We start from the raw sequence: 17,424 nt of genomic DNA, 5'->3' as shown, positions 1-17,424 counted from the left end.
TATGACCTAAGGACAGGGCGTGGCCGGACGGGGGCTGCGCTAGAACGGGGGAGGGAAAACGGGATGAACGCCGGTGGGGAGCCGCCGGGGGAGGCCGGCTTGGACCGCGTGCAGCAACTTCTGATACCGCTGGTGGGAGCGGCCCTTCTGGGGCACGCGCTCAGCAACGCGCCGCTCCGCTTCGATCCGCCGGATCCGCGACCCTTCGACGTGGCCGCCTTCAACGCCGCCCTGCCGGCCATGGACCTGCCGGCCATGGACCTGCCGGCTGTGGCGCTGCCAGCCGCGGCGCGGGCTCCGGCCGGGAGCGGGGACGATCCCTACGACTGCTTCTGCGGCGCCAACTGAGCCGACCGATCGGCGGCGAACCCGTCCAGCTCCGTGGCGACGGCGCGCAGGACGCTCTCCCAGTCGCCGGGGCGGGGCTGGCGAAACAGGCGCAGCGACGGGTACCAGGGGCTGTCCGCGCGGTCGAGCAGCCAGCGCCAGTCCGGTGCGTAGGGCAGCAGCAGCCACGCCGGCACGCCGAGCGCGCCCGCCAGATGGATGGTCGCCGTGTCGACCGCGATGACAAGGTCCAGGTTCGCCAGGATGGCCGCGCTGTCGGCGAAGTCGCGAACGCCCGCCGTCAGGTCGGGCAGGGCGGCGGGCCGGGCCGCCTTGGCGTCGCCGGTCTGCAGGCTGAACAGGCGCAGGCCCGGCGTGCCGAGCAGCGGGGCCAGCCGCTCCACGGGGATGGAGCGGTTGCGGTCGTTGCGGTGGTTCGGGTTGCCCGCCCAGACGAGACCGACACGCGGTCCGGACCCCGCCCCCGCATCGACCTCGGCGATCCGGCGGCCCCAGCGCGCCACCTCGTCCGCCTCGGCGGAAAGGTAGGCGGTGGGCGCGGGAATGCTCGCCAGATCGGTGCCGAAGGCGCGTGGAAGGCTCATCAACGGGCAGTGGAGGTCGTGCGGCGCCGGGGCGGGGCCGCGCACCAGCACCTGGATGTCCGGTCCCAGCGAACGCAGCAGACGGAACTGCAGAGGGTGCACGTCCAGGATCACCCGGCCCCCGGCGCGGGCGACCAGCGGGGCGTAGCGGGCGAACTGGATGGTGTCGCCGAATCCCTGCTCGGCGTGCAGCAGGATGCGCCGGCCGTCCAGCGGCTCGCCGGTCCAGGGCGGGGCGGGCAGGCGGCGCGGGCGCCACTCGAATTCGTCCCAGCCGGCGCGCAGGTCGCCCCGGACCAGCCGGCCGACGGCGCGGGCCAGATGCGCGTCGGCGTGGTCGGGCCTTGCCGCCAGAAGGGCGTCCAGGCAGGCGTCGGACTCCGCGAAGCGGCGCGCGTCGCGCAGCACGACGCCGCGGTTGAGCGCGGTGTCCGGATGGCCGGGCCGCAGCCGCTCGGCGCGCTCCAGCCAGGCCAGGGCGGCGGGATGATCGGCCAGCGCGTGGCGCGCCGAACCCAGGTTGGTCAGCGCGTCGGCCAGGGCCGGGTCGAGCGCCAGGGCGCGGGCCAGCGCGGTTTCGGCCCGCTCCGCGTCGCCGAGCGCCCGCAGGGCGCCGCCGAGGTTGGCCCAGGGCGACGCCGCGTCGGGGCGGAGCCGCAGCGAGCGGGCGATCAGCGCCGCGGCGGCGGCCTGGACGCCGCGCTGGGCTTCCGCCACGCCGAGCAGATGCAGGGCGTCGGGCTGCGCCGGCTCCACCGCCAGCACGACGCGGTAGTCCTGCGCCGCCTCGGCGAGGCGCCCGGCCATGTGGTGGTTGACGGCGGCGTCGAGAACGTCCAGGAGTGTCGCCATGTCCGTTGTCTACACCGGGGCCATGCCGAAGGCGAGCCCCCGGACCTTCCCCGAACGAGGATTTCCATGGACGACCGTCTGCCGACGCATCTCTGGGTGATGGCGCACATCCGCGCCGCCGATGCCGAGGGCGTCACGATGATGGTTCTGCGCAAGGGGGACCCCAGCCGCGGCACGGTCATCCTGAAACTGAACCGGCTGGACCGGACCTTCAGCGTGCTGGTCCAGGTGCGCGACGAGGAGCGGTTGCGCTGGTCGCGCGGCACCGGCGCCGAGCCGGTGGACGAGGCCACCGCCGACGCCTACATCGCCCGTCAGACCCGTTACGACCCCGACGTCTGGGTGATCGAGGTGGAGGACCGCAAGGGCCGCCATTGGTTCGAGGGCGAGGTGCGCTGACGGTCCTCTCCGGAGCGCCGCCGGTTCACACCAGCTCGGCCTTACCCGCGCTTGCCCCCGCCGTCGGCGTGACGCGCGGGAAGCGCAGGGTAAAACGGGTGCCCTCGCCGGGAATGCTCTGCACCGTGATGGTGCCGCGCAGCGTGCCGGTGACGAGGTTGTAGACGATGTGCAGCCCCAGCCCGCTGCCGCCGTTGCCCCGCCGGGTGGTGAAGAAGGGATCGAAGATCTTCGGCAGGATGTCCGACGGGATGCCCAGCCCGTCGTCGGTCACCGTCAGCTCCACCTGATCCTGCGGCAGCAGCCGGGCGGCGATGGTCAGCCGGCCGGGATGGTGCGGGGTGAAGGCGTGGGTCAGCGCGTTGAGGACGAGGTTGGTCAGGATCTGCGACAGGGCGCCGGGATAGCCGTCCAGCTCCAGCTCGTCGGGGCTGTCGACGCCGATGTCCAGACCGGCCACATCCTTGTAGACCGGGCGCAGGCTGCGCAGCAGCTCGCCGATGTAGGTCTTCAGCTCGAACCGGCGGCGCTCGTCGCTCGACTGGTCCACCGCGACCATCTTGAAGCTCTGCACCAGATCGGCGGCGCGCATGCTGTTGGACAGGATCAGCCGGGCCATCTCCCCGCCGTCGGCCAGGAAGCGCTGGAACTCCGACTTCTTGATGGCCCCGGCGGCGAGCTGGCGGGCCAGCTCCTCGAACTGCAGGGCCAGCTGCGAGGCGCCGGTGATGGTGATGCCGATCGGCGTGTTGACCTCGTGCGCCACCCCGGCGACGAGCTGGCCGAGCGAGGCCATCTTTTCCGCCTGGATCAGGCTGGCCTGGGTCTCCTTCAGCTCGCGCAGCGCCTGTTCGGCCGCGTCGCGTGACCGGCGCAGGGCCGCCTCCGCCTCGACCTCGCGGGTCACGTCCACGACGATGGACTGGACGGCGGTCTCGCCCTTCCAGTCGATGCGGCGGCTGGTCAGCTCGATCCAGCGCTCCGACCCGTCCAGCCGGCGGGCGCGCAGCCGCCGCCGCTCGCTGGGCAGGCCGGTGGCGACGATGTGCCGGTAATTGTCCTCGACCAGCGGGCGGCTGTCCTCCGCGATGAAGTCGAGCACCGAGCGCACCCGCAGCGTGCGGTCCAGGCTGCTGCCGAACATCTGCAGGAAGGCATCGTTGGCGTAGAGCGGGCGGAAATCGCGGTGGATGATGATGCCCTGGATCGAACCTTCGACGAGGTCGCGGAAGCGCCGCTCGTTGTCGGCCAGATCCATCTGGCGCCGGTCGATCTCGTCGATGAAGTAGCGGATGGAGGAGGCGATGTCGGTGATCTCGTCGTTGCCCTCCACCGGCACCGTCGCGTCGCTGCCGGACAGGCGGGCCAGCACCGCGCCATTCAGGGCGACCAGCCGCGAGGTCAGGAAGCGCCGGAAGAAGAGATGGACGAGGATCGCCAGCAGGATGGAGGCGCCGCCCAGCACCATCACCAGGCGCGAGCGCTCCTGGATCATCGCCGCCAGATCGCCGGTGCGGTCGGTGGACTGGTCGTGGATGGCGTCGAACAGGGCCAGCGTGAAGCGGTCCACCGTCTCCACCAGGACTCGCGACTGGCCGGACAGCGCCTGGGCGCGGTTGCGCGCCTGCAGCCGCTCGGCGGAGCTGTCGAACAGCCCGCCCGGCGCGACCAGGATCGCGGCGAGGTCGGCCCGGATGCGCTCCATCGCGGCCCCCTCCGGCTCGGGCGTGGCGGCGGCCAGCCGGCCCAGCTCGGCCAACGTGTTCTCGGCGTTGCGCCGCTCCACCCGCAGGCGGTTCAGATGGTCGGTCTGCATCGCCCCGGCGGCCCGCGCCATCAGCGCGCCCGCCCGCACCGCCCAGGCGCCCAGCAGCCCGCCGCCGCCCGAACCCGCCGTGGCCGGCCCGGTGCCGGGTTCCGCCCCTGGCAGCCGCTCCAGCGCGTCGGCGAGCTGGGCCAGCGCGCGGATCGCCTCCGCCTGGCGGCCGCCGGCCTCGATCTGCCGTCCGACCTCGGCGTTCAGGTCGGCCACCGTCGCCGCCAGGATCAGCAAGGTGGATTGGGCCTGTTCCAGAAGCCGCAACTCGTCGCCGTCGCCGTCGCCGACCGGTTCCCCCTGCTGGTGGAGGTCGTGCATGCGCTCGACCAGCTTCCTCAGATATTCCAGTTCGCTGATGAGTTCGTCGTAGATGGCCCGGCGCTGCGGCGTGGTGGCCGCGCCGGCCAGGACGGGCAGGCGGGCGACCAGCTTCTGGAGCGAGCCGCGCAGCTCCGCGCTGGTGATGACCTTCGGCAGGGTGGTGGTGGACAGCACCGACACCTCCCCGCGGAAGAGCTGGAAGGAGGACAGCGACACGACGCCGACCAGCAGGACCAGCATCGTCATGATGGTCAGGCCGATGGAGATGCGCAGCACGATGCCGGCGCGCGCCCGCCGCCGGCGCAGGGGCGGCGCGGCGCCGCTGCGGTCGGTGGGCGGCGTGGCCGTCTTGGTGGCGGTTGCGTCCATTCCGCAGCTACCGCCGGACCGTCAGGCGGCCGTCGATCTGCGGCGCGAAGGCACCCGTGCGGGCGATCCGTCCGGCGAGGATGGTCGAGACGAAATCGGCGTCCCGGTCGTCCACCAGCCGCGGGGCGGTGGACAGCATTGCATAGCCGTCCCCGCCGTTGGCGAGGTAGCTGCCGGTGGCGAGCCGGAAGCGGGCCGACGGCTCCACCGGCTTGCCGCCCACCGTCAGCGCCACCACCCGCTGGCCGGGCGGGCGCGACGCGTCGACGGTGACGCGGGCGTTGGACAGGTGCGGGAAACGGCCCTGCAGCTGCTCGATCCCGGAAAAGCCGAATTCCAGCGCGTCCCGCAGCTGCTGCCCGGTGACCTCGATCAGAACGGCGGTGTCGTGGAAGGGAAATTCGCTCTGGATGTCCCGGCGCGTCCACACCGTGCCCGCCGCGTAGGCGCGGTCGCCGCGGAAGGAGCCGCCGTTGATGAGCGCCACGTCGGCCTCCATCGCCTCGCGCAGCGAATCGGCGACGGTGTTGGCGAAGGCGTTCTCGCTGGCGCGCACCGCCTCGCGCCGCGTGTCGATGGGGGTGTCCAGCCGGCCCACCTGCATGCCCAGCATGCTGTCCAGCCGCGCGCGGTAGGCCTTGGCCTGCGTGTCCAGCGCCGGGTCGGGGGGAAGGGTGGCGGTGTCGATGGCGCGCACGCCGCTGCTCCACACGGTGCTCGTGGCGCCGCCCTTGGTCACCGTCTCGGCGGTGATGTCCAGGGCGAGCACCCAGGCGGCCTGCGGCTCGACCGTCGCGTTCAGCGTCTTGCCGTCGTAGTCCACGGCGATCACCCGCCCGCGGTCCTGGTAGAGCACGATGTCGGCGGCGCCGGAGGCGATCACCTCGCGGTGGGTGCCGCCGGAATCGCCGGTCAGCGCCACCACCAGATCGGCCCCGGCGCTGCGCAGGTCCTTCGCCTTCTGCGCCAGCACCGGTCCCGGCGGCAGGAATTCGGTGCGCGGCGAGCGGGTGATCTCTCCCGTCCGCGCCGGCGCCGCGGCGAGCACGCCGACGCGCAGCGGTCCGGCGTTGAGCATCGCCCGGTCCTCGAGCCCGTCCAGCGGCTTGCCGGTCTGGCGGTCCACGGCGTTGGAGACGACGACGGGGAAGTTCGCTTCGAAGGCGCGGGTCATCAGCACGTCGTCGCCGTGATGGAATTCCCGGTTCAGCGCCGCCATGGCGTCGATGCCGACCCCGTTCAGCAGATCGATGACGTGCGCGCCCTGGTCGTAGAAGGACAGGACGGAGGGGGCGAGCGCCTGCCCGCCGTGCAGGACGAGCACGGTGCCGCCCGCCGCCCGCTCCTGCCGGACCAGCGTGGCGAGCCGGGCGATGCCGCCGCGTCCTTGCACGTCCTCCAGCTCGGTCGTGCTGTGGGCGTAGAGGATGGTGAAGCGGGTGGGGTCCGCCCGCGCGGTTCCGCCCGCCGGACTTCCGCCGGCCAGAATTCCGAGAACCAGCGCGACCACCGGACGCAGCCAGACGCCCCTGCCGAATCCCATGCCGTCGTTCCCCATCCAGCGTCCGCAAGGTCGTGACGACCGCGAGCCGCACCCCCGGTTCCGCGACGGATTATGCGCGTTCGCACGCCGGTGGTGAAGCTGTACCGAGGATGACAAATCGCCCCGCTCCACGCCGGGACGCCACCTGAAAACCACCTGGACGCCATCGGGCAGCGGAAAGGCCAAAAGGCCATGGTATTTACAGGGATTTTTCGGCCTATGCGGATGCTGCACCGCACCCATTCCACATTGGTAATACCAGTTCGAAAGGGGTGCCCCTATTCTCCGCCAGCCCATTCTCGGGGCGTTTCCTCCCTAGACTCAAGGCCGGAGCGATTGCTCCGGCCTTTTTTTCGTCCGCGACGTGCCGGGCGCCGGGTCCGACCGGCGTGAAGCCCGAAAAGCGTACGGAGGATTGCGGAAGGGCAGGCTTGCGCTATCCTCCGGCCCATGCCCGCCCTGCCGCCGCCGGAACCTCTGGATATCGCCCTCAGCCGGACCGCGAAGGTTCCGCTGTCCGCACAGATCCATGCCGCCTTGCGCGACGCCATCCGCGAGGGCCGGCTGGCCGGCGGGGCGCGGCTGCCGTCCTGGCGGGATCTGGCCGCGCAGCTCGGGGTGTCCCGTGGGACGGTGCGCGACGCCTATGAGCGGCTGATCGACGAACAGCTTGCGGTCGGCCTGGGCGCCGCGGGGACGCGGGTCGCCGAAGGGGCCATAGCGGGGCCGTCCCCCGACGGGCCGGTCCAGACCCCCTCCCTCCTGGAGTTGTTTTCCTATGTCGAGCGGGCGCCGCTGCCCTTCCAGATGGGCGTGCCGGCGCAGGACGCCTTTCCCTTCACCCTGTGGTCCCGGATCGTCGGGCGGGCAGCGCGGGCCGCGGCGGCGGCTCCGGTCGGCTATCCCGATCCTCGCGGCCATCCGGAATTGCGGCGCGAGATCGCCGCCGTGCTGGCCATCGCCCGCGGCATCCGCTGCACGCCGGAGCAGATTTTCATCACGGCGGGCTATTCCGGCGCGCTCGGCCTGGTGATTCGGGCCTTGCGGCTGGACGGCGCCACCGCCTGGATGGAGGAACCCGGCTTTCCCCTGACCCGCCGCGCCCTTCACCTCGCCGGCATGACCGTGCTTCCCGTGCCGGTGGACGCCGCCGGGATCGATGTGGACGCTGGAATCGCGCGCGCGCCTGCGGCGGGTCTGGCCGTGGTGACTCCCGGCCAGCAGGCGCCGCTCGGCGTGACCATGACCTTGCCGCGCCGCCTCGCCCTGCTGGACTGGGCGTCGCGGACCGGGGCCTGGATCGTCGAGGACGACTATCTCAGCGAACTGCAGCTGAAGGGCCGGGCCGCCCCGGCGCTGGCCTCCTTGGACCGGCATGGGCGGGTGCTGCACGCCGGCACCTTCAGCAAGACGATCAGCCCGGCGCTTCGGCTCGGCTTCCTGATGGTGCCGCCGGGGCTGGCCGGTCTCTTCGGCGAGGCCGCCGCCTGCCTGTCCCCGGCTCCGGCCGCAGGACTGCAACGGGCGGTGGCGGACTTCATGACGAGCGGGCATTATTTCCGGCACCTGCGCCGGATGAAGCGGCTTTACGCCGTCCGCCAGCAGGCGCTCCTGGCGGCCATGCGCGACGCCGTGGGGGCGGAGGCGCCGATGGCTGTGGAGGCGTCGGGTAGCCTGTCGGTCCGCCTGCTCCTGCCACCGGGCAGCCGCGACATCGCCATCGCCGCGGCGGCGCGGGCGGACGGCCTCGCGCCGGTGCCGCTGTCGCCCTGGTACGCCGATGGCCCGGAGGCCGCGCGGCCCCAAGGTCTGCTGCTGGGCATCACCAACCTTCAGGACCGGCGCCTGTCCGACGACTGCCGCCGCTTGATCGGCTTGGTGAAGCGGCACGGCTGACTCTGCAAGAATGCGCTCAGCGGGCCGCGGCGGGAACCGTGCGGAAGCTGATGGCGAGGCGGTTGTAGAGATTCATCAGGCCGATGGCGATCGTCAGGTCGGCCACCTCCTTCTCTGAGAACAGGGCCGACACCGCCTGGAACTCCACGTCCGGGACGGCGGTTTCGGCCACCCGCGTCACGGTTTCCGCCCAGCGCAGCGCGGCGCGCTCGCGGTCGGTGAACAGCGTTCCGGCCTCGTGCCAGACCGGCACCAGCACCAGCTTGTCGATGGTGACGCCGTTCTTCAGAAGATCGCGGCTGTGCAGGTCGATGCAATAGGCGCAACCGTTGATCTGCGAAACCCGAAGGTACACGAGATCGATCAGCGTGACCGGAAGCCCGCACTGGCTGACGTAACCGTGCGCGCCGGCGAGGGCCTTCATGCCGGCGGGGGTGGTGGCGTGATAGTCGAGACGCGGGGACATGGTGGTTGATCCTCAAAGGGGGCGGGAACGTTCCCGGCTGCCGCCGATCCTGCGCCTCCCGCCGGTCAGCCGTAAGGACCAAGACGTGACGGAAATCCTGCACCATCCCCCCGCAGGGCCGTCCGCATCAGACGCCCGACAGCTCCCGGCGGAAGGCGCGGTCCATCATGGCGGCCACCCGCTCCAGCCGTTCCCGGTCCGCGCCGTCGCGGGCCGCCGCCGACATCCCCATCATCGCGACAAACACGAGGTCGGCCAGCGCGTCGGCGTGGTCCGGCGCTTCGGTGGCGATGAAGTCCCGGACCGCGGCGCGGCCTTCCCGCTTGGCCGCATCGGCCAGGGACTGCGCCTCCGGGTCGGCGCTGTTGCGCGCCCCGTCGAGCACGAGGCAGCCCGCCGTCCCGTCCTGGCAGGGGTAAAGCTCCGCGGCGAGCGCCAGCGTCCGTCCGATCACCGTCGCCACGTCGCCGCCCTCCGCCCGGGCGCGCGCGAAGACGTTGGCCTCGCCCGCCGCGTAGCGGCGCAGGGTCCGTTCGAACAGCCCGGCCTTGCTGCCGAAGGCGGCGTAGAAGCTTGGTGGTTTGATGCCCAACTCGGCGCCCAGCTCGGCCACGCCGACCGCGTCGTAACCGCGGGCGTGGAACAGCCGCATCGCCGTCTCCACCGCCTCGTCCACGTCGAAGGAACGCCGCCGTCCGCGCGGCTCCGATTTTTTTGTAGCGGTCACTATAAAAAATCCTTGCGCGATGCCCTGGGGTGATTTTATATAGCGGTCACTACATTAATTCAAGGAGCCGATCATGAGCGACTTCGCGGGAAAGAACATCCTGGTGCTGGGCGGCAGCCGGGGAATCGGCAAGGCCATCGTCCAGCGCTTCGCGGCGGGCGGCGGGCGGGTCGCCTTCACCTACGCCGGCTCGGCGGAGGCCGCCGCGGCCCTGGCCGCCGAAACCGGGTCCGAGGCGATCCGCGCCGACAGCGCCGACCGCGACGCGGTGATCGCCACGGTGGCCGGGCGGGGCGCGCTGGACGTGCTGGTCGTCAACGCCGGGGTCGTGATGATCGGCGATCCGCTGACCTTCGACCCCGACGCGGTGGACCGCATGATCGACATCAACGTGCGCGGGCCCTACCACGCCGCGGTCGAGGCGGCGCGTCACATGACCGGGCCGGGGCGGATCATCGTCATCGGGTCGGTGAACGGCGACCGCATGCCCTTCGCGGGCGGGGCGGCCTACGCGCTCACCAAGGCGGCGGTCCAGGGAATGGTGCGCGGCCTGGCGCGCGATTTCGGGGACCGCGGGATCACCGTCAACGCCATCCAGCCGGGGCCGACCGACAGCGACATGAATCCGGCCGACGGCCCGATGGCCGCGGCCATGCACAGCTTCATGGCGATCAAGCGCCACGCCCACGCCAGCGAGGTCGCCGAGCTGACCGCCTTCGTCGCCGGTCCGCACGGGGCGATGATCACCGGCTCGTTCCAGACCATCGACGGCGGCTTCGGGGCCTGACGGCCGCCCGTTGAAGCGGATTGCAATCCGCTTTGGACCGCGACGCCGGACCCGGCCGCACATGCGGCCGAAGCCCGCCTCTCGCGGGAACATCGTTCCCGCTGGCGGCAGGCGGATGCCATCGGCATCCGCTGAGAGCCGGCAAATGAGGCCGTGTGAATCGGAAGCGAATGAAAATTCGCTTCAGGTCGTTCCGCCCCAACGGTCGCGAAAGACGAGGTCCTCAAGGGGGAGCCGGCTGCGCCAGCCGGCTTTCTCCAGTTCCGGGGTCTCGTGGAAATGGCTGACGTAGCCAAGGCAGAGGTAGGCCACCGGGACGATCCGCTCCGGGATGCCCAGCGCCTCGCGCAGCTTGTCCTCGTGCAGGATGCTGACCCAGCCGACGCCCAGGCCCTCCGCCCGCGCGGCCAGCCAGAGGTTTTGCACCGCGCAGACGCAGGAATAGAGGTCCATAATCGGGATGTGCGTCCGCCCCAGAACCACCGGGCCGGAACGCTCGCGGTCGCAGGTGATGCACAGGTTGACCGGCGCCTCGCGGATGCCTTCCAGCTTCAGGCGGCTGTAGAGCGCCTTGCGCTCACCGGTGAAGAGGGCGGCGGCCTCCTCGTTGGCCCGGGTGAAGTCGGCGTGGACCCGCGCCTTCACCGCCGGGTCCTGCACGACGATGAAATTCCAGGGCTGCATGAAGCCGACCGACGGCGCGTGGTGCGCGGCGGTCAGCACGCGGGTCAGCACCTCGTCGGGCACCGGGTCGGGGGCGAACTGCCCGCGCACGTCGCGGCGGGAGAAGATCGCCTTGTAGAGCGCGTCCCGCTCCTCCGGTGCGAAGGCGTGGTCGCTCATCGGTCCGCCGCAATGACGTGGAAGAAGCTGGCGAAGACGCTGCCGCGCCGTCCGCCGAGCGGCCCGAGGTCCGACCCGTCCGCCGCCGTGGCGGTGACCAGCGGCTCGTCGGCCCCGCGGTCGAGGATGGAGGCGTAGTGGAACTCGTGCCCGCGCAGCGCCGTGCCCGCCCGGCCCAGCGGCGTGTCGCCCAGCAGGACGGCGCGGCGGTATCCCAGATGCAGCTTGCGCTTGGCGAAGGAGGTCCGCACCCCGAGCAGCCCGAGCATCGGGTGGGTGGTGCCCGCCGCGTCCTCCAGCGACTCGCCCAGCGCCATGTAGCCGCCGCACTCGCCATAGATCGGGCGCCCGGCCTGCGCGGCGCGGTGCATGCCCGCGCGGAAGCGCCCGGCGGCGGCGAGGCGTCCGGCGTGCAGTTCCGGATAGCCGCCGGGCAGATAGACGGCGTCCGCGTCGTCGGGCGGCGCCTCGTCGGCCAGGGGCGAGAAGTGGGTCACCTCGGCGCCCGCCGCGCGCCACCCCTCCAGCAGATGCGGGTAGACGAAGGTGAAGGCGGCGTCGCGCGCGATGGCGACGCGCTGGCCCAGCGGCGGCAGGGCGGGCGTGAAGCTCCCCTCCGGCGCGCGGGAGGGGGCGGCGAGCGCCGCCACCCGGTCGAGGTCGACGTGCTGCGCGATGAAGCGGCCGAGCGCCGCCAGACGCTCCTGAAGGTCCGCCGTCTCCTCCGCCTGGATCAGGCCGAGATGACGTTCGGGCAGGATCACGTCGGGGGTGCGGGGCAGAGAGCCGAGGACGGGGATGCCCAGCGCCTCGATGGCGCCGCCGGCCAGGGCGAGGTGGCGCGGGCTGGCGACGTTGTTCAGGATCACCCCGCCGATCCGCACATCGTCGCGGTAGGTGGCGAAGCCCTTGACCAGCGCGGCGGCGGACTGCGACTGGCCCTTGGCGTTGACCACCAGGATCACCGGCCAGCCGGTGCGCGCGGCCAGCTCCGACGTGGCGCCGGTTCCGGTCGCGCCCACGCCGGCCACCCCGTCGAACAGGCCCATCAGCGCCTCGCAGACCAGCAGGTCGGTGCCCTCCCCGGCGCGGCGGGCCAGCGAATCCAGCAGGTCCGGTCCCATCGCCCAATTGTCGAGGTTCAGGCTGGGCCGCCCGGTCGCCGCCCGATGGAAGGCCGGGTCGATGTAGTCCGGTCCCGCCTTCACCGCGCCGACGCGCAGGCCGCGCGCCTTCAGGGCGACCAGCAGCCCCAGCGTGACGGTGGTCTTGCCGGTGCCCGACGCCGGCGCCCCGACGATCAGCCCGCGCGGTGCGGCCTCAGACATAGGGGCCTCAGCCATGGACGGCCTCCTTCGGCAACCAGTCGAGCACGGGACGCAGCCGAACCACCTCGCCGATCACGATGATGGCCGGGGGCTCCATCCCGCTCGCCTCCAGGTCGGCGACGCAGGCGCCGAGCGAGGTGACTAGCACGCGCTGCCGCTCGGTCGTCGCGTCGGTCACCACGCCGACCGGCGTATCGGCGGGCCGCCCGCCCTCCATCAGCGCGGCGGCGATTCCGGGCAGGCCCTTCCAGGCCATGTAGAGGATCAGCGGCGCGCCCGTCGCGGCCAGCGCCCTCCAGTCCGGCCCGCCGGCGCAGGAATGGCCGGTCGCCAGGATCACCGCCTGGTTGGCCGTTCGATGGGTCGCCGGGATGCCGGCGTAGGCCGGGCCGGCGATGCCCGCGGTGATGCCGGGGATGATGCGGAAGGGGATGCCCCGTTCGGCCAGGGCCTGCGCCTCCTCGCCGCCGCGTCCGAAGACGAAGGGGTCGCCGCCCTTCAGCCGCAGCACGCGGTGGCCCTCGCCGGCCAGCTCGATCAGGCGGTTGGTGATGTCGTCCTGGTGGGCGGAGGGCTTGCCGCCGCGCTTGCCGGCGAACTCCAGCCTTGCCGAGGGCGCCGCCAGCGCCATGATCCGTTCACCGACCAGCGCGTCATGGACGATCACGTCGGCTTGCCTTAGACCTTGCAGGGCCAGCAGGGTCAGCAGGCCGGGGTCGCCGGGACCGGCCCCCGCCAGCCACACGCTGCCGGGCCGGAAATCGGCCAGTTCCAGAGGAAGAGAAAGGGAGTCGGGCGACGGCTCTGCGGTCATGGACGAGCACTCAGCGACGGAAAACGGTGTGGACGGCGGCGAAGGCGGTGGCGGCGACGGCAAGGCGCTGCGGCGGGGCTGGACGACGGGTGCCTGCGCCACCGCCGCCGCGCGCGCGGCCTGCGGGGCGCTGTTCACCGGCGACTTCCCCGATCCGGTGACGGTAACCCTGCCCGGCGGCCAGACGCCAGCCTTCGCGCTCGCCTGGACGGACCGCGGCGAGGGCTGGGCGGCGGCGGGGGTGGTCAAGGACGCCGGCGACGACCCGGACGTGACCCACGGCGCGCTGATCCGTGCCCGCGTCAGCCGCGCCGAACCGGGCCAGGGCGTGGTCTTCCGCGCGGGGGAGGGGGTGGGCACGGTGACCCGCCCCGGCCTGCCGGTTCCGGTCGGCGAACCGGCCATCAACCCGGTGCCCCGCGCGATGATCCGCCAAGCGGTCGCGGACGCCGCGGCGCTGGCCGGCGAGGCCCCCGACGTCGTCGTCGAAGTCTCGGTGGAGAATGGGGAGGCGCTGGCCCGCCGCACCATGAACCCGCGGCTGGGCATCCTCGGCGGGCTGTCGATCCTGGGGACGACGGGGATCGTCGTGCCCTACTCCTGCGCGGCCTGGATCGCCTCGATCCAGCGCGGCGTCGACGTGGCGCGGGCGGCGGGGCTGGGCCACGTCGCCGCCTGCACCGGCGACACCTCGGAAAAGGCGGTGGTCGCGCGCTACGGCCTGCCGGAGCACGCGCTGCTCGACATGGGCGATTTCGCGGGCGGCACGCTGAAATACCTGCGCCGCCACCCGATCCCGCGCCTGACTCTGTGCGGCGGCTTCGCCAAGTTCGGCAAGCTGGCGCGCGGCCTGCTCGACCTCCATTCCAAGCGCGGCAGCGTCGATCTCGACTGGCTGGCCGACCGCATGGCCGAGCTGGGCGCCGCTCCGGAGCGCGTGGCCGAGGCCCGCGCCGCCAACACCGCCGCGCAGGTCCTGGGCATCGCCAGGGAGGCCGGGCTGCCGCTGGCCGACCGTGTGGCGGCGCTGGCGCAACGCACGGCGCTGGAGACGCTGGACGGCGCCCCCGTGGCGGTCGAGGTGCTGGTCACCGACCGCCAGGGCACCATCGTGGGCGCGTCCGGGTGGGCGGGACCTTGATTCCCTCACTCCCCCAGCCCCCGGTAGCGGCGCACATGCGATCCGTCGTAGAGCGCGCTGCACCGGAAATCCTCCACCCCCAGCGCCGGGCCGACCAGGATCAGGGCGGTGCGCTCCATCGGCGAGTCCGCCACTTGGGCGGCGATGTCGGCCAGCGTGCCGCGCAGCACGCGCTCGTCCGGCCAGGTCGCGCGATAGACCACCGCCGCCGGGCAGTCGGCGCCGTAGAGCGGAGTCAGCCGCTCCACCACCCGGTCAACGACGTGGATCGACAGGTGGATGGCCAGCGTGGCGCCCGACCGCCCCAGCACCTCCAGCGTCTCGTTCGCCGGCATGGCCGAGGCGCGGCCCTCCGTCCGTGTCAAAATCAGCGTCTGGCTGACCTCCGGCAGGGTCAACTCCCGCCCCAGCGCTGCCGAGGCCGCGGCGAAGGCCGGGACGCCCGGCGTGATGTCGTAGGGGATGCCCAGCTCCCGCAGAGCCCGCGTCTGCTCGCCGAGCGCGCTGTAGACCGACAGGTCGCCGGAATGCAGCCGCGCCACATCCTGGCCGGCCGCGTGCGCCGCCTTGAACTCGGCGACGATCTGGTCGAGCGTCAGCGGCGCGGTGTCGACGATCCGGGCGCCCGGCGGGGCGTGGGCGATGATCTCCTTCGGCACCAGCGACCCGGCGTAGAGGCAGACCGGGCAGGACGCGATCAGGTCGCGCCCGCGCAGGGTCAGCAGGTCGGGCGCACCCGGTCCGGCGCCGATGAAATGCACGGTCATGCGGAAACTTCCCTGGAAATCGCCAGCGCGCAGGTGGCGCGCGGGGTGGAACGGCGCGGCAGCAGGAGGGTTGAGCCCGGCCCGGCGGCGGCCAGGGCGGCGGCCTCCGCGACCGAGGCGACACCCACCGCGGCCTCGACGCGGGCGGAGCGGGTCTGCACCCGGTTCTGAACCGCAGCCAACGCTGAATCGTCAACAAACTGAAGGGGCAGGGCGAGCAGCCGCGCCGCCTCCGCCATCCCGGACTCGTTGCGCTTGCGCATCGGCGCCGCGAGTTGGACGGAACGGCGCGCGGCCTCGTCCAGCGCGGCTTCGTCGAAGGCGGCGCGGATCAGCCCGGCGATCTCGGCGCCGGGACAGCCCGCCCGGCAACCGATGCCCGCCGCGATGAATCGAGCCGCCGTCACAGCGGCTTCTCCGCCAGCCACAGCGTGACCGGCATCAGCGGGCGCCAGCCGGTGAAGCCGCCGATGGGGGCGGCGCGGCTGACGGCGATCTGCGACAGTTGCCCGCCCAGCCGCTTGTGGGTGGCGATCAGCAGCGCCTCGCTCTCCAGCGTCACCGCGTTGGCGACGATCCGCCCGCCGGGCTTCAGCGCCCCCCAGCAGGCGTCCAGCACCCCGTCGTTGGTCAGCCCGCCGCCGATGAACACGGCGTCCGGCGCCGGCAGGCCGTCCAGCGCGTCCGGCGCCTTGCCGCGCACCAGCTCCAGCCCCGGCACGCCGAAGGCGGCGGCGTTGGCCGGAATGCGGGCGGCGCGGTCGGCCTTGTGCTCCACGGCGATGGCGCGGTTCGCCGGGTCGCTCAGCATCCATTCGATGCCGATGGAGCCGGAGCCGGCGCCGACGTCCCACAGCAGTTCGCCGCGGCGCGGCGCCAGCCAGGACAGGGTGACGGCGCGGATCTCCCGCTTGGTGATCTGGCCGTCATGCTCGAACCAGTCGTCGGGCAGGCCCGGCGTGCGCGGCAGGGCGCGGGCGCCGGGCGCGGCGACGCATTCCACCGCCAGCGTGTTCAGGTCGGCCACGCGCTCCGCCGGCCACGCGTCCGCCGTCGCAACGATGCTGCGCTCGCGCGGTCCACCCATGGATTCCAGGGCGGTCAGGCGCGACGGCCCGAAGCCGCGCGCCGTCAGCAGCGCCGCCAACTTGGCCGGGGTCGTTCCGTCCCAGGACAGGACCAGCAGCCGCGCCCCCGGTTGCAGATGCGGAATGACCAGTTCCAGCGGCCGTCCGTGCACCGTCAGGGCGCCGCAGTCTTGCAAGGGCCAGCCCAGGCGGGCGGCGGCGAGGCTGAAGGCGGAGGGGGCCGGAATGGCCAGCATCTCGTCCGCCGGGACCAGTCCGGTCAGGGTGGCGCCGATGCCGTACCAGGACGGGTCGCCGCTCGCCAGCACGCAGACCCGTTGGCCGCGCCGCTCCAGCAGGGCGGGGTAGGCGTCCGACAGGGGGGAGGGCCAGGGCAGGCGCTCCTGTCCGACGGCTTCCGGCACCAGCGCCAGATGGCGGGCGCCGCCGGCCAGCAGCTCCGCGCCTTCCACCAGCGCGCGGGCGGCGGGCGACAAGCCGTCCCACCCGTCCTCGCCGATGCCGACGACGCTCAGCCAACGCCCCGGTCCTGTGCTATTGGCTTTGGCGGTCATGGCGCACCCCAAGGAGGACAAGCATGAAGGCGCTGATTCTGGGTGGCACCACCGAGGCCACGGCGCTGGCCCGTCTTCTCAGCGGCCACCCGCGCATCGACGCGACGGTGTCCCTGGCCGGGCGCACCAAACAGCCGGTCCTGCCGCCCCTGCCGACCCGCATCGGCGGCTTCGGCGGTGCGGACGGGCTGGCGGCGCATCTCGTGGAGAGCGGCATTGGCGCGGTGGTGGACGCCACGCACCCCTTCGCCGACGGGATCTCCGCCAACGCCGCGGCGGCCTGCGCGCGGGTGGGCGTGCCGCTGCTGGTGCTGACCCGCAAGCCTTGGGAGCCGGGCGCGGGCGACCGCTGGATCGGCGTGCCGGACATGGCCGCCGCCGCCGAGGCGCTGCGCCCGCTGGGCGAGAGCGTCTTTCTGACCATCGGCCGGCAGGAGGTCGCGGCCTTCGAGGCGGTGCCGGACAAGCGCTACCTGATCCGCGCCGTCGATCCGCCGGAACCCGCGCCGAAGCTGCCGGATTACCGCCTGATCCTCGACCGCGGCCCCTTCACGCTGGAGGGGGAGTGCGCTCTGCTGGAGGAGCATCGGGTGGATGTCGTGGTCAGCAAGAACAGCGGCGGGAGCGCCACAGAAGCGAAGCTGGAAGCCGCGCGTCGCCGGGGGATTCCCGTGGTGATGGTCGAACGCCCGCCCGGCAACGGCGTGGCCGAGGTGCACGACGCGGCGGCGGCGTTGGCGTGGTTGGAGGGGCTGTAGAGTCGGGCCCCCCTCCCGGC

At 72.8% G+C, this 17,424-nt stretch carries 17 protein-coding genes; 6 read left to right on the top strand and 11 right to left on the bottom strand.

The genetic code is table 11. From position 1 onward, the window contains the following. The first annotated feature begins 63 nt into the window (after positions 1 to 63). The gene (locus tag ABVN73_RS19030) at positions 64 to 348 is read left to right on the top strand and encodes a hypothetical protein (RefSeq protein ID WP_353859822.1); all 285 of its coding nucleotides are present in this window, start codon (positions 64 to 66) and stop codon (positions 346 to 348) included. Here the strand turns inward: ABVN73_RS19030 and ABVN73_RS19025 are convergent. Next, positions 321 to 1,784 carry a tetratricopeptide repeat protein gene (locus ABVN73_RS19025; protein WP_353859821.1) on the bottom strand — a complete coding sequence of 488 codons (1,464 nt, stop codon included), beginning with the start codon at positions 1,782 to 1,784 and terminating at the stop codon, positions 321 to 323. The genes ABVN73_RS19030 and ABVN73_RS19025 overlap by 28 nt on opposite strands. Positions 1,785 to 1,850: 66 nt before the next feature. On the opposite strand from ABVN73_RS19025, the gene ABVN73_RS19020 reads away from it, so the two are divergent. Further along, positions 1,851 to 2,183: a DUF1491 family protein gene (locus ABVN73_RS19020; RefSeq protein ID WP_014197577.1), complete on the top strand. Its 333-nt coding sequence runs from the start codon at positions 1,851 to 1,853 to the stop codon at positions 2,181 to 2,183. Between the two features lie 25 nt (positions 2,184 to 2,208). On the opposite strand, the gene ABVN73_RS19015 is transcribed toward ABVN73_RS19020, so the two are convergent. After that, on the bottom strand, positions 2,209 to 4,692 hold the full coding sequence (locus tag ABVN73_RS19015; RefSeq protein WP_353859820.1) for a PAS domain-containing sensor histidine kinase: 2,484 nt from the start codon (positions 4,690 to 4,692) through the stop codon (positions 2,209 to 2,211). A gap of 7 nt (positions 4,693 to 4,699) precedes the next feature. Further along, positions 4,700 to 6,235 carry a 5'-nucleotidase C-terminal domain-containing protein gene (locus tag ABVN73_RS19010; RefSeq protein ID WP_353859819.1) on the bottom strand — a complete coding sequence of 512 codons (1,536 nt, stop codon included), beginning with the start codon at positions 6,233 to 6,235 and terminating at the stop codon, positions 4,700 to 4,702. 450 nt (positions 6,236 to 6,685) lie between these two features. On the opposite strand from ABVN73_RS19010, the gene ABVN73_RS19005 reads away from it, so the two are divergent. Then, complete coding sequence (locus ABVN73_RS19005; RefSeq protein WP_353859818.1) at positions 6,686 to 8,131, top strand: PLP-dependent aminotransferase family protein; 1,446 nt, start codon at positions 6,686 to 6,688, stop codon at positions 8,129 to 8,131. A gap of 16 nt (positions 8,132 to 8,147) precedes the next feature. On the opposite strand, the gene ABVN73_RS19000 is transcribed toward ABVN73_RS19005, so the two are convergent. Both ABVN73_RS19000 and ABVN73_RS18995 read right to left on the bottom strand, forming a co-directional pair. Then, positions 8,148 to 8,597 (bottom strand): carboxymuconolactone decarboxylase family protein, encoded by a 450-nt coding sequence (locus tag ABVN73_RS19000; RefSeq protein ID WP_353859817.1) that lies wholly within the window; start codon positions 8,595 to 8,597, stop codon positions 8,148 to 8,150. A gap of 127 nt (positions 8,598 to 8,724) precedes the next feature. Further along, positions 8,725 to 9,324, bottom strand: a complete 600-nt coding sequence (locus tag ABVN73_RS18995) for a helix-turn-helix domain-containing protein (RefSeq protein ID WP_353859816.1) — start codon at positions 9,322 to 9,324, stop codon at positions 8,725 to 8,727. Between the two features lie 73 nt (positions 9,325 to 9,397). On the opposite strand from ABVN73_RS18995, the gene bdcA reads away from it, so the two are divergent. Continuing rightward, the gene (gene bdcA, locus ABVN73_RS18990) at positions 9,398 to 10,111 is read left to right on the top strand and encodes an SDR family oxidoreductase (RefSeq protein ID WP_353859815.1); all 714 of its coding nucleotides are present in this window, start codon (positions 9,398 to 9,400) and stop codon (positions 10,109 to 10,111) included. A gap of 183 nt (positions 10,112 to 10,294) precedes the next feature. Here bdcA and bluB read toward each other — a convergent pair whose 3' ends face one another. The 3 genes from bluB to cobA are packed head-to-tail and all read right to left on the bottom strand — an operon-like array spanning position 10,295 to position 13,096. Beyond that, positions 10,295 to 10,954, bottom strand: a complete 660-nt coding sequence (gene bluB, locus ABVN73_RS18985) for a 5,6-dimethylbenzimidazole synthase (protein WP_353859814.1) — start codon at positions 10,952 to 10,954, stop codon at positions 10,295 to 10,297. Then, a complete protein-coding gene (locus ABVN73_RS18980; RefSeq protein ID WP_353859813.1) occupies positions 10,951 to 12,297 on the bottom strand; it encodes a cobyrinate a,c-diamide synthase in 1,347 nt (448 codons plus the stop codon). Before ABVN73_RS18980 ends, bluB begins: the two co-directional genes overlap by 4 nt. Beyond that, a complete protein-coding gene (cobA, locus tag ABVN73_RS18975; RefSeq protein ID WP_353859812.1) occupies positions 12,290 to 13,096 on the bottom strand; it encodes a uroporphyrinogen-III C-methyltransferase in 807 nt (268 codons plus the stop codon). Before cobA ends, ABVN73_RS18980 begins: the two co-directional genes overlap by 8 nt. Between cobA and ABVN73_RS18970 the strand changes: the two genes are divergently transcribed. Further along, positions 13,095 to 14,237: a cobalt-precorrin-5B (C(1))-methyltransferase gene (locus tag ABVN73_RS18970; protein ID WP_353859811.1), complete on the top strand. Its 1,143-nt coding sequence runs from the start codon at positions 13,095 to 13,097 to the stop codon at positions 14,235 to 14,237. The two genes, cobA and ABVN73_RS18970, sit on opposite strands and share 2 nt — an antisense overlap. Before the next feature lie 5 nt (positions 14,238 to 14,242). Here ABVN73_RS18970 and cobM read toward each other — a convergent pair whose 3' ends face one another. Genes cobM through cbiE form a run of 3 tightly spaced genes read right to left on the bottom strand, consistent with a single transcriptional unit; the run spans position 14,243 to position 16,646 of the window. Further along, a complete protein-coding gene (gene cobM, locus ABVN73_RS18965; protein ID WP_353859810.1) occupies positions 14,243 to 15,004 on the bottom strand; it encodes a precorrin-4 C(11)-methyltransferase in 762 nt (253 codons plus the stop codon). Next, positions 15,001 to 15,411, bottom strand: a complete 411-nt coding sequence (locus ABVN73_RS18960; RefSeq protein ID WP_353859809.1) for a cobalamin biosynthesis protein — start codon at positions 15,409 to 15,411, stop codon at positions 15,001 to 15,003. The genes cobM and ABVN73_RS18960 overlap by 4 nt, the downstream gene beginning before the upstream one ends. Continuing rightward, positions 15,408 to 16,646, bottom strand: a complete 1,239-nt coding sequence (gene cbiE, locus ABVN73_RS18955; protein ID WP_353859808.1) for a precorrin-6y C5,15-methyltransferase (decarboxylating) subunit CbiE — start codon at positions 16,644 to 16,646, stop codon at positions 15,408 to 15,410. The genes ABVN73_RS18960 and cbiE overlap by 4 nt, the downstream gene beginning before the upstream one ends. A 23-nt stretch (positions 16,647 to 16,669) precedes the next feature. Here cbiE and ABVN73_RS18950 point away from each other — a divergent pair, with 23 nt between their 5' ends. Then, positions 16,670 to 17,404, top strand: coding sequence for a cobalt-precorrin-6A reductase (locus ABVN73_RS18950; RefSeq protein ID WP_353859807.1), 735 nt, complete (start codon positions 16,670 to 16,672; stop codon positions 17,402 to 17,404). Positions 17,405 to 17,424: the final 20 nt, after the last annotated feature.

The organism is Azospirillum formosense, from assembly GCF_040500525.1.
In the GTDB taxonomy this organism is placed as follows: Bacteria; Pseudomonadota; Alphaproteobacteria; order Azospirillales; family Azospirillaceae; genus Azospirillum; species Azospirillum formosense_A.
Note: the sequence above shows the minus strand (reverse complement) of the source record. Positions and strands in the feature narration are given on the sequence as shown.

What these genes read in the sequence shown, in the direction of transcription:
- ABVN73_RS19025 (WP_353859821.1), bottom strand. Translation starts at nt 1,784, where the DNA reads ATGGCGACACTCCTGGACGTTCTCGACGCCGCCGTCAACCACCACATG.
- bluB (WP_353859814.1), bottom strand. Translation starts at nt 10,954, where the DNA reads ATGAGCGACCACGCCTTCGCACCGGAGGAGCGGGACGCGCTCTACAAG.
- ABVN73_RS19030 (WP_353859822.1), top strand. Translation starts at nt 64, where the DNA reads ATGAACGCCGGTGGGGAGCCGCCGGGGGAGGCCGGCTTGGACCGCGTG.
- cobA (WP_353859812.1), bottom strand. Translation starts at nt 13,096, where the DNA reads ATGACCGCAGAGCCGTCGCCCGACTCCCTTTCTCTTCCTCTGGAACTG.
- ABVN73_RS18950 (WP_353859807.1), top strand. Translation starts at nt 16,670, where the DNA reads ATGAAGGCGCTGATTCTGGGTGGCACCACCGAGGCCACGGCGCTGGCC.
- cbiE (WP_353859808.1), bottom strand. Translation starts at nt 16,646, where the DNA reads ATGACCGCCAAAGCCAATAGCACAGGACCGGGGCGTTGGCTGAGCGTC.
- ABVN73_RS18970 (WP_353859811.1), top strand. Translation starts at nt 13,095, where the DNA reads ATGGACGAGCACTCAGCGACGGAAAACGGTGTGGACGGCGGCGAAGGC.
- cobM (WP_353859810.1), bottom strand. Translation starts at nt 15,004, where the DNA reads ATGACCGTGCATTTCATCGGCGCCGGACCGGGTGCGCCCGACCTGCTG.
- ABVN73_RS19015 (WP_353859820.1), bottom strand. Translation starts at nt 4,692, where the DNA reads ATGGACGCAACCGCCACCAAGACGGCCACGCCGCCCACCGACCGCAGC.
- ABVN73_RS19005 (WP_353859818.1), top strand. Translation starts at nt 6,686, where the DNA reads ATGCCCGCCCTGCCGCCGCCGGAACCTCTGGATATCGCCCTCAGCCGG.
- ABVN73_RS19000 (WP_353859817.1), bottom strand. Translation starts at nt 8,597, where the DNA reads ATGTCCCCGCGTCTCGACTATCACGCCACCACCCCCGCCGGCATGAAG.
- ABVN73_RS19010 (WP_353859819.1), bottom strand. Translation starts at nt 6,235, where the DNA reads ATGGGATTCGGCAGGGGCGTCTGGCTGCGTCCGGTGGTCGCGCTGGTT.
- ABVN73_RS18980 (WP_353859813.1), bottom strand. Translation starts at nt 12,297, where the DNA reads ATGGCTGAGGCCCCTATGTCTGAGGCCGCACCGCGCGGGCTGATCGTC.
- bdcA (WP_353859815.1), top strand. Translation starts at nt 9,398, where the DNA reads ATGAGCGACTTCGCGGGAAAGAACATCCTGGTGCTGGGCGGCAGCCGG.
- ABVN73_RS19020 (WP_014197577.1), top strand. Translation starts at nt 1,851, where the DNA reads ATGGACGACCGTCTGCCGACGCATCTCTGGGTGATGGCGCACATCCGC.